Origin of the sequence: Streptomyces sp. WAC04114 (assembly GCF_019733245.1) — a bacterium.
Lineage (GTDB): Bacteria > Actinomycetota > Actinomycetes > Streptomycetales > Streptomycetaceae > Streptomyces > Streptomyces massasporeus_A.
In genome coordinates this window covers 1-9,512 of sequence record NZ_JAIGQA010000247.1, presented here as the reverse complement: position 1 = coordinate 9,512, position 9,512 = coordinate 1, and the positions used below count along the sequence as shown (strand labels likewise).

11 protein-coding genes and 2 pseudogenes are annotated in these 9,512 nt (G+C 68.2%); 9 read left to right on the top strand and 4 right to left on the bottom strand.

Annotation, left to right across the window (positions count from 1 at the left end):
- The 5 genes and pseudogenes from K4G64_RS36410 to K4G64_RS36395 form a co-directional block, all read left to right on the top strand.
- Positions 1-175, top strand: a 175-nt coding sequence (locus tag K4G64_RS36410; protein ID WP_221760165.1) for a transposase, incomplete at its 5' end; no start/stop codon positions are given.
- Between the two features lie 272 nt (positions 176-447).
- Positions 448-582 (top strand): annotated as a pseudogene (locus tag K4G64_RS40815) (DUF3626 domain-containing protein); the annotation flags it as partial.
- A complete protein-coding gene (locus K4G64_RS36405) occupies positions 579-1,193 on the top strand; it encodes a hypothetical protein (RefSeq protein WP_221760161.1) in 615 nt (204 codons plus the stop codon). The pseudogene K4G64_RS40815 and the gene K4G64_RS36405, both read left to right, overlap by 4 nt.
- Before the next feature lies 1 nt (position 1,194).
- A complete protein-coding gene (locus K4G64_RS36400; protein WP_221760160.1) occupies positions 1,195-1,692 on the top strand; it encodes a hypothetical protein in 498 nt (165 codons plus the stop codon).
- Positions 1,693-2,028: 336 nt separating this feature from the next.
- Positions 2,029-2,208 (top strand): hypothetical protein, encoded by a 180-nt coding sequence (locus K4G64_RS36395; protein ID WP_221760159.1) that lies wholly within the window; start codon positions 2,029-2,031, stop codon positions 2,206-2,208.
- Between the two features lies 1 nt (position 2,209).
- Here the strand turns inward: K4G64_RS36395 and K4G64_RS36390 are convergent, their stop codons facing one another.
- Positions 2,210-5,251 (bottom strand): trypsin-like peptidase domain-containing protein, encoded by a 3,042-nt coding sequence (locus K4G64_RS36390; RefSeq protein ID WP_221760158.1) that lies wholly within the window; start codon positions 5,249-5,251, stop codon positions 2,210-2,212.
- Between the two features lie 41 nt (positions 5,252-5,292).
- Positions 5,293-5,643 carry a CU044_2847 family protein gene (locus K4G64_RS36385; RefSeq protein ID WP_221760157.1) on the bottom strand — a complete coding sequence of 117 codons (351 nt, stop codon included), beginning with the start codon at positions 5,641-5,643 and terminating at the stop codon, positions 5,293-5,295.
- Between the two features lie 160 nt (positions 5,644-5,803).
- Between K4G64_RS36385 and K4G64_RS36380 the strand changes: the two genes are divergently transcribed.
- Positions 5,804-6,802: a 2-oxoglutarate and iron-dependent oxygenase domain-containing protein gene (locus K4G64_RS36380; RefSeq protein WP_308122586.1), complete on the top strand. Its 999-nt coding sequence runs from the start codon at positions 5,804-5,806 to the stop codon at positions 6,800-6,802.
- A gap of 32 nt (positions 6,803-6,834) precedes the next feature.
- Here the strand turns inward: K4G64_RS36380 and K4G64_RS36375 are convergent, their stop codons facing one another.
- Positions 6,835-7,425, bottom strand: coding sequence for an IS630 family transposase (locus K4G64_RS36375; protein WP_221760163.1), 591 nt, complete (start codon positions 7,423-7,425; stop codon positions 6,835-6,837).
- Positions 7,359-7,868 (bottom strand): helix-turn-helix domain-containing protein, encoded by a 510-nt coding sequence (locus K4G64_RS36370; RefSeq protein ID WP_308122585.1) that lies wholly within the window; start codon positions 7,866-7,868, stop codon positions 7,359-7,361. The genes K4G64_RS36375 and K4G64_RS36370 overlap by 67 nt, the downstream gene beginning before the upstream one ends.
- Before the next feature lie 228 nt (positions 7,869-8,096).
- Between K4G64_RS36370 and K4G64_RS36365 the strand changes: the two genes are divergently transcribed.
- From K4G64_RS36365 to K4G64_RS36355, 3 genes and pseudogenes are all read left to right on the top strand, one after another.
- On the top strand, positions 8,097-8,597 hold the full coding sequence (locus tag K4G64_RS36365; protein ID WP_221760156.1) for a winged helix-turn-helix domain-containing protein: 501 nt from the start codon (positions 8,097-8,099) through the stop codon (positions 8,595-8,597).
- Positions 8,594-9,169 carry a transposase gene (locus K4G64_RS36360; RefSeq protein ID WP_221760155.1) on the top strand — a complete coding sequence of 192 codons (576 nt, stop codon included), beginning with the start codon at positions 8,594-8,596 and terminating at the stop codon, positions 9,167-9,169. Before K4G64_RS36365 ends, K4G64_RS36360 begins: the two co-directional genes overlap by 4 nt.
- Before the next feature lie 137 nt (positions 9,170-9,306).
- Positions 9,307-9,512 (top strand): annotated as a pseudogene (locus K4G64_RS36355) (hypothetical protein); the annotation flags it as partial.

Below are 9,512 nucleotides of genomic sequence, written 5' to 3'. Positions count from 1 at the left end.
CTCGAGTGAACGACTCGGTCGCCGCCGATGGGTCATCGAACGCACCATGTCCTGGCTGACCGGCTACCGCCGCCTCAACCACCGCTACGAACGAAAACCTGGCAACTACCTGGCCTTTCTCGGACTGGCAGCCGTACTCTGCTGCTACAAGCGACTTCTCAAGCTGACCATGTAGGACACGGTCTAAGCGGCTTGGTGAGCGCAGGCTCCTACTGGAACTTCTTCCACTGATAGCCCGGCCGTACTGAACGGTTGGTGGTCCCCGAGCAGCTCGGAGACCACCAACCGTTGTGATGACGAGAGCGTGCGCAGGCGATCTCACCTCAACATGCTGAACTTGACAAGAAGTCGTCGCTGACCGTCTCGCGTAGCGCGTCCAAGGACAGGACCTGCGAGGCGGGCCAGGTGTTCGCGAGGTGGTCTTCCCGGCCCCGGCAGGGCCGATGAGTTGCCGTCGACGGTTACCTCAATCCCCGGATCATCGGTGACGCCGCACGCACCGGACTCCATGACCAACAGGCACTCAAGAAGGTGTGGCACCTCCTGGCGCGCTTCGGAACGACCGAGGGCGGCAGCGCGTGATTAGGCATGCATTCGGGGAGTTCCAATACCCGACTGCACCATTAAACCGGCCCGGCGGCTCTCAGGGCAACCTGCTGGCCGAGGTGGAACGGGAACAGGACAAGCACCACCTGAAGCTCACGAAGGAGGCCTTGGAGGACTACCGCGCGGGCCGCATGCCGGCGGGCCCCGGGGCCCGCGAACTGATCAAAGCGTTCGAGCACATCGACACCCAGCTCAAGGACCACGATCCCGGCACCGCGGCGGTACTGGAGGCAGAGCGGCGGCTGGGGAACCTGCTGCGGCAGCAGTCCAAGCACCTGCATCTGCAGACCGCGAACTACTGCTGGTTCCGTGACCCGCACAAGGCCCTGTGCCTGAAGCTGACGGGCACCCCGGACGCGACGCAGCCACTGGGCGGGATGTGCGACTCCGCACGCTGCCCGCAGGCCACCCACCACCCCTGTCACCTGCCTGTTTGGCAGAGTCAGGTCGACACCGGCAAGGTCTTCCTGGCCAACCCGCGATTCCCCAAAGGCGAGAAGGGGCGGCTCGAGCCCGAGGTGGAGCGGGCCCAGCGGGTGGTGGACGAAATCATGACGGCGGCCAGTACAGCGGACGGAGGCGAGTGACATGCCACGGATCAGTCACGCGGACCGGGCCCGCAACGAGGAGGCGATCCGCGCCGCGATCGACCGGCTGCTGCGGGGCGAACTCCCGCCCGGCGGCAAATGCGATCTGAAAACCCTGGCAGCCGAAGCGGGGGTGACGCGTACCAGCTTTTATCCAAAAGATAGCCGCGACGGCACCACCCGTCCCGGCCCTTACCAACACCTCGGCGAGGAGTTCGAGCGTCGCCTGAAGGCCCAGCGCGACGCGGGCGAGGCCCCTGCCCCTCGGACCGCTCAGATCGAACGGCTCAAGGCCCAGATCGCCGAGCTCAAGGAACGGGTCGTAAAACGGGACGAGGCGCTGGCCGAACTCACCGCGTTCAGGACACTTGCCGTCTCCCGGCTCACGGCCCAGCACGAGGAGATCGAGCGTCTGCGGGAACAAGCCGCCACGGTCGGCAACGTCCGTCGCCTGCCCGCCGCCGGCAGCGGGACGGCCCCCAACGGCTTGCGCAGTTGAGGCAACAAGACGAGCCGTTCGCCCGGCTCCCGCCGCTAAACTACGAGGCTGGGCTCAGGAGCCAGGATGCCCACCAGGGGTTGCGCAACATGGACCCTCATTCTCCGGCTCTGGTCCCGCTTACCAAGAACTCGGCTGGTCGGCAGCGCTGCAGAGGTCGCTTCCCTGATCCGCGGGCGGGAGGTGATCCAAGACGTGTCCGCGTTGCAGGTGATTGCGGTCGTGGCCGCGGAGCAGGTGTCCGGCACAACTTTCTCGGGAATCTAGTGCCCTGTCCGAGACGCGGCGGCATGATGGTCACACGGTGACCCTCTGGTCGCGGAGAGGAACAGATCGATGACATCCACGCAGGACGACGGGCCGGGCACCGAGGAGGCGGCAGAGCCGCTGGAGCCCGTACCCCACCGGGAGACAACGGCCATGGATGGCCGGGTTCCGGCAGCCCTGCTGGACTCGCTCGCGGGGGAACTCTCCTCGTACGTCTCCGACGGCGACGAAACCGCAGCCGACGCCTGACCTACGCCCAGCTATTGCCTTCGAAGCTAGTCTCCACTGCCAGGGCGGCTTCCTCGCCCCGGCGGTAGCCGATCTCCCGGGCCACCTCGGAGGCTTGGCTGATCTCGTCCCAAGCGGCCTCCTCGTAGCTCAGGTCCTGGTAGACGCGGGCCAGGGCGATCCGGGCCTCCACCTCCGCGACCCGGTATCCGCCGTTGCCCGCCATCGCCAGCGCCTGGTCCGCGTCCCCACGTGCGGTCGCGGACCGGCCCGTGGCCGCGGCCAGGCGGCACCGGGCGAGCAGCGAACCGATCAACACATCCCGGCGGGTGATGCCGCGCGCAATGGCGTGGGCCGCCTCGAAGTGGGTCCGCGCCCGCTGCAGTGCCTCCGTCTCGGCGGGGGTGCGGGGGTCGCTGCCCGGATCGCCGCGGGACGGACCCGCCTCGTCCAGCGCCAGGTCCCCCAGTCCGATCAGGCAGGCGGCCTCGTCGGCGGTCCAGCCAGCCCGTCGGCAGACGGTCAGATTGGCCTCCAGGGCCCGGCGCGCGGCCGCGGCCCGTCCGGTCGTGCGCAGATGTTCCGCGTAATGGATGCCGCTCCAGCTGTACAGGAGGGGGATCGGGGTGAACTCCCGGGCCAGGCGCAGCGCGGAGGCGAAGGCTTCCTCCGCGGCGTCGTGGTCGCTCCGATAGTGGTGCAGGGTGCCGCTCAGGGTCTCGGCGACCAGTTCGTGCTCACGGTCGCCCGCCCGCCGGGCAAGTTCGAAGGCACTCTCGATGGCCTCCTCGGCGCCAGGCAATTGTCCGAGAGCCAAGTGCAGTTCGACCCGGTTCTGGCAGCTGATGGCAGCCTGGTGGTAGCAGCCGAGACCGCGGAAGACCGCCTCGGCGCGGCGCAGTGTGACCACCGCGTCCCACAGCCGTCCCAGCATCTGGAAACTGGTGGCGACCTCGTGCAGGACCCAGCCGCGCATCTCCGGGTCGCCGCCAGCCGTGAAGGGCTCGCGCCGGAAGTCGCCCCGCGGGAAAAAGTCGGTGAAGCACGACAGGACCGTGTCGTACGCGCTGAGTTCACGGGTGATCAGGTTTCGATCGCCTGCGTACAGCCGGTCCGTGATGAGCAGATACGCCTCGGCGTACGCGCCGGAGCGGCACGCGTGATGGACAGCCTCGATCAGTGGATCGAGGCCGTCGAGTGTGGCAGGGGGGTCGGTGCGTGCGTCGGCGACGCGCATGTAGTAGCGCTTGGCCCACTCGTGGAGGCTGGTGTGGTCCACGCTGCTGCGTGCCGACTTGTAGTAGTAGTCGCGGATCAGGGGGTGGGTGCCGAGCCGGCCGCCCTGGTCGCGCCGCACCACCCGGGCGTCGACGAGATGAACCAGTGCGGCGGCATGGGCGACTGGCAGCGCCGAGCCACACCTCACCTCCCCCTGCACGCCCTGCACGCTTTGCGCGTTCTGTGGGAGTACGGCCTCCAGAGCTTCCTCCCCCACCGGGGTGCGGAAGACGCTGAACCCTATGAGCAGTTCGCGCTCAGCCTCCGACAGCCACGAGTCGTACTGGCCCAGGATGCGCCGTACCAGCTCCCCCCGGGGCAGGTCCGGATCCGGTCGCGGCAAGGTGGCGACCCGGCGCACGTCACCTCCGTACCGCTTGACCAGATAGGCCGCGATCAGGCTGAGGGTGAGCGCGTGCCCGCCCCACTGGTGGGCCACCCGCTCCAGCTCCGCGTCGGAGCCGCGTACCCCCAGCGTCGCCAGGAGTTCATGGCCCGCCTGGGCGGTCAGCGAGGGAACGTCGATCTGCCGGTGGGTCACGAAGGAGATGAGATCGACCACCGGTGCACGGGAGGTGATCAGGCAGAAGGACGGGTGGCCGGGTGTGGCGAAGAAGGTGAGGAAATCCCGCAGATCCGGGCTGAGTATGGCCCCGTAGTGGTCGCCGCGCTGCTCCTGTACGGCTTCGAGCCCGTCCAGCACGAAGATGTACGGCTGGGTGCTCAGCAGCGAGGCGATGATCTCGGCGCGGGCCCGTCCGTCGCCGCAGTCCTCGGAGGTGATCCGGCCGCCGCTGACGTAGTCGAGCGCGGCTTCCAGGAAGTCGTCGGCCCCGGAGCGTTCGGCGAATGTCCACCAAAAGATGCGGGACGGCTGCGCGTCCTGGTCGGCGTTGACCCGGGCCGTTCTACGCCGGCTTTCGAGCCACTGGCGGGCGATGGTGGTCTTGCCCTCGCCGCCGAACCCGATCAGTCCAACGACCAAGGTCTCCGGGTCGTCCGCCACCCGGTCGGTCTCGGCTAGGAGCGCTTCACGCCCCACCCACTCGTTCAGCAAGGCGGGCGCGTCCTCCAGCCGGTGGGACCGCGGCAGCTGAACCCTGCGGAGTAGTTCATCGTCCATCTGCGGCGGTTCCGCATGCTGCATCGGCAACGGGTCGGCCCGGATGACCAGCGAGAACGGCGGAAAGGTGACGAGGTGGGCGTTGACCGCCCAGGCGGTGTCGCGGTCCTCGGCTGCTCCCGACGAGCCCCATTTCTCGGAAACCATGCCGACGACCAGGTTGCGCACGCGGTCGAGCACCGGGGCTCCGCTCATGCCTTCGGCGATGCCCGACGATTGGAGCTGGACGGGCTCCTTCAGCAGGGCATGGCCCTCCGGAGCCTCGATCTCGCCCATGATCGTCCCCTGGGCGAGGAGTCCTTGGTACTTGCCCAGCCTGCGGTAACCGTAGCCGATGAACTCGTTCCATGCAGATGCTGCGGCATCGCCGAGTACGGCCACTCGACTGTTGGGGATCGGCGCCTCAGTCTTGAGGCAGACGATGTCGTCGTCGTTGTCCTGGCAGTAGGCGACCACCCTGGCCCGGCGGGTGACGGCCTTCCAGTGATCCACGGCCGGGAAGTGAATGTCGACCTCCGGAGGCTCGGACGCCCGCACGTCCAGCCCGCCCGCCTCCAGTACGTGGCGGCAGGTGACCACGAGCCCTCGGCTGGCGATGGCCACCCCGCTGCCCAGCGTCTCCCCGCTGTCGGACAGAGCGATCCTTACGGTAATGAGCCTCACATTCTGCAGTCTGACCTGGTATCCGGAGTTCGGCTCTCCCGTCATGGACTGTCCGCGTTCCAGTTGAGCCGCACCGTGAGCGCCGCGCCGACGCCCGCCTTGGCGATCATCGCGCCGCTTTCGGCGTCCAGCGTGATACCGAACTCGACCTCCACCTCGTCCGGCCGTCGCGGCAGCGAGCCGACTGCTGCGTTGACCCGCTGTGCCATGGAACGGATGGTTCCCATGGCGGCGTTCACCGCGTCCTCCGAGCGGCGGAGCAGGTCGGCGGGACCGACCGCGACCTGCCGGATGCCGCGCCCTGGCGGGAATTCAACGAGTAACTGGCCGTAGTCCGGTGCGATGTCGTCGCCGTCCCACTCGGTTCGCGCCGTGCCGTCCTGCCCGGTCATCAAGGCCTCCCCCTGCCTCCGGATCGCCCGGGTCGGCGATCCCCTGTCTGTTTTGCCCGCACCATGAAAGACTCCAACTCGTCGGTCCCGCAGGAAAACTGGAATTTTGTCCGGGGCGGGGCACCTTGCCCGAAGAGTCCGGGCACTGGAGAGTTGTTGTGTGACCATCCCCACCATCGATCTGAGACCCTGGTTCGCCGAGGACCCCGTGGCCCGTGCCGAGATCGCCCAGGTCGTCGACCGGGCCCTGCAGTCGGCCGGATTTCTGCTGGTCACCGGGCATGGCGTGGACGACGCGCTGCGGCGCCGGATCCGTTCGGCAGCGCGCGAGTTCTTCGGGCTGTCGGCCGCCGTGAAGGAGCGGTACTCGGTGCGGGTCGGCGAGCGCGGCTGGCTCGGCCCCGGCGCGGAGGCCAACGCCTATGCGGACGGCATCGAGACCCCACCCGATCTCAAGGAGTCGCTCTCCTTCGCGGCCGATGAGCCGACCGGCGACCCCGCCGTCGACGCCGAGTGGTTCCTGCCCAATACCTGGCCGGACGAGGTGCCCGCGCTCAGGGCTGCCGTGGAGGAGTACCTCGCGCAGATGCGGGCGCTGTCGGACCGGCTGCTCGAGCTGCTCGGTGCCGCGCTCGGCGAGCCCGAGTCGTTCTTCACCCGGTACACCGGCCACTCGACCTGGGGTTTCAACATCAACTGGTATCCGAGCAGGCAGAAGCTTGGCGCGCCGCAGCCGGGCCAGTTCCGGATCGGTCCGCACACCGACTTCGGCACGGTCACGGTCCTCGACCGCGAGGCGGGCCGCGGCGGCCTCCAGGTGTTCACGGACGACGGCGGCTGGCAGGACGCGCCGTACGACCCGGCGGCCTTCACCGTCAACATCGGGGATCTGATGGCCCGCTGGACGGGCGACCGCTGGCGGTCCGGCCGCCACCGCGTGCTGCCGCCGCCCGCGGACGAGCCGTCCGAGGAACTGATGTCGCTGGTCTACTTCTACGAGTGCGATCCGGGCACGCGGGTGACGTCGCTCCCGGCGCCCAAGGGGCAGATCGCCTACGAGCCCATGGACTCGCACACGTATCTGCGGGGCAAGCTGGATGCGATCTCGGTGCCTCGGGCCGGCTCCTGGACTCCCCCTGGCATAGGAGACCGCGAATGAGGCGGCGCAGCAGAGGTCTAGTGCTGGATTCCTCAAACGGTGTACACATACCGGCGCCGTAAGGCGCGGGGTGAAGGTGCGGGTCTTCCCCATACCCAGGGCCGGGCTCGGGCGTTGAGCTGGGCTGTTGCAAGACGGGTGGCTTGCTCAATCTCGGGTGGTCCGGCGAAGGACTGCCCGGCGAGGGCGGCCTTGCGGAAGATGCGCCACCAGCCTTCCTGAAGGTTGAGCCAGCAGGCGCCGACGGGGATGAAGACGTGCCGGATTCTGGGGTGGTCCTCCAGCCAGGTCCGGGTGGACAGGCTGTTGTGCGAGGACAGGTTGTCGGTGACGACGTAGATGACCCCAGTGGGGTTGGCTGCCTCGACCTTCTGAAGAAACTGCTGGTAGAAGGCACTGTTGCGGGAGGAGGCGGTCATGGTGATTTCATGTCCGTCCCGCACTCGCAGAGCGCCGTAGACCCAGGTCTTCTCTGGCCCACGGCTGTAGTCGACTTCGGACTTGATGCGGTGGCCGTCCGGCGACCAGCCCGGCGCCGGCGGGAACGTGCGTGGGATCACCGGTCCGAGCTCGTCGGCGCAGACGACCGTCGCGCCGTCGGGCGGGCAGGTGTAGAGCCCGATGATCCTGGTCCTTTTCCCTCGAAGTCCGCGTCCCTCGAGCGGGTCCAGGACCGGGTGCGACGCCAGCGCACCCCTTCGGCCAGCAGGATCCGGCGGACCTGGCTGCGGCCAACGTCGATGCCTAGCCGCCGGGACTCGGCGGCCAGTGCGTCAAGGGTCCACTCCGGCGGCCCAGACTCGTCCGCTGCGGCCAGCTCGCCGTCCGCCTGCACGGTCAGCCGGCCTGGCGCAGGCTGTCTGACCAGGCCGATGATCCTTGAGCGTTCCGCCTCGGTGATCCGCCGTTTGCGGCCCTGACCGCCCAGGTCCTCCAGCCCGTCCAGGCCAGAGCGGTTGAAGCGGTGCAACCAGCGGCGGACTGTCTTGGGGCTGCACCTCAACTCGTCCGCGATGGCCGGGACTCGCTGTCCGGACCAGCTCAGCTCGACCATGCGTGCCCGCACCACCAGATCGCGCGGCGCCTTACGCGCTCGCGAAAGTCGAAACACGAGCCGTTGCTCGTTCTCGTCACGGCTCAGCCGTGCCCGTAACACCACCGCCCAGCACCCGCCCCCGAGCACCCGAACCACCCCGCCACCAGGACATATACCCAGCGAAAGAGGAATCCAGCACTACTGATCTTTTCGTTAGTTCCGTGGGAGCGATGGCTTTGTTGGTGGGATCCTGATGCGGTGTCTTTCAAGCCTTCGTCTGTCGTTCCTCCTTTGACTCGGCCGCAGTTGGCCGAGGCGCGGCGTGTGCGGGCGGCCGAGTTGTTCGGTCAGGGACGTTCGGGTGCGGAGATCGCGCGGATGCTGGGAGTCAGCGACGAGAGTGTGCGGCGGTGGAAACGGGTCTGGGAGGAGGGCGGCGCCGATGCCTTGCGCCGGCGTCCGGCCACCGGTCGTCCGCCCAAGCTGGACGATGCTCAGGTCGAGCAGGTGCGGACCGCACTGGAGCAGGGCGCCCAAGCCCATGGCTTCGAGGCTGATCTGTGGACGCTGGAGCGGGTTGGCCTGGTCGTAGAGCGGGTGACCGGGGTGGTCTTGTCGCGGGCATCAGTGTGGCGGTTACTGACCGGTCGACTCGGGTGGAGTCTGCAGCGGCCCGAACGGCGGGCGGTGGAACGGGACGAGTCGGAGATTGCCCGCTGGATCGCGCACGAGTGGCCGCGCATCAAAAGGGGGCCGTGAACACACGTGCCTGGATCGTGTTCCTCGACGAATCAGGCGTCTCCCTGCTCCCTCAGATCCGTCGCACCTACTCGCCCCGCGGCCGCACTCCGCTCCTGCGACACCGTCTGAACTGGAAACGTGCCTCGATGGCCGCGGCTCTCGGCTACCACGCCACCGACCCCGGGCGCGGACCAAGGTTGTGTTTCCACCTCAAGCCCGGCAGCTACGACACCGCCGCACTCATCAAGGTCCTGGAGCAGGTGAAGCTGTTCTACCGTGGAGAGCGGGTGATCCTGGTCTGGGACGGGCTGTCCGCCCACTGGAGCCGGGCCATGCGAGCTTGGGTCGCCGAACAGGACTGGCTGACCCTGGAGCGATTACCCGCCTATGCGCCCGAGCTGAACCCGGTAGAACTGCTGTGGTCCTCGCTGAAGAAGCGCGAACTCGCCAACCTCGCAGGCGATCACCTCGCTGATGTCGCCGATGCCACCGAACAAGGCATCCACCGCATCAACCACAACCCGCAACTGCCCTGGTCCTTCCTCACCCACACCGGCCTCACCCTCCACCCACCAACCCCACTGAACTAACGAAAAGATCAGTAGTCGGTAACGGCCCGGCGTCCTCCCCCGCCGACGCGGGGGTGCGCCGAAGCACGCCCGTCCGATCATCCTGGACGCCCTGCGCCTCGGCGACCGGTCCTCCCCGCTACTGCGGGGGTGTTCCGTTGCTCGTACTGGCGGTCATCGGGGGTGGCGAGTCCTCCCCGCCGATGCGGGCGTGTTCCGGACCCGTCGATGCCGCGGCTGAACTGCCTGGTGTCACCACCACCGGCACCTACGCGGCCCCGCCCGCCACCGACATCCACCTCAGCGCCGAAGCCGCCCACCGCCTGACTGCCTTCACCCGCATCCCGCCCGCACACCTCACCCG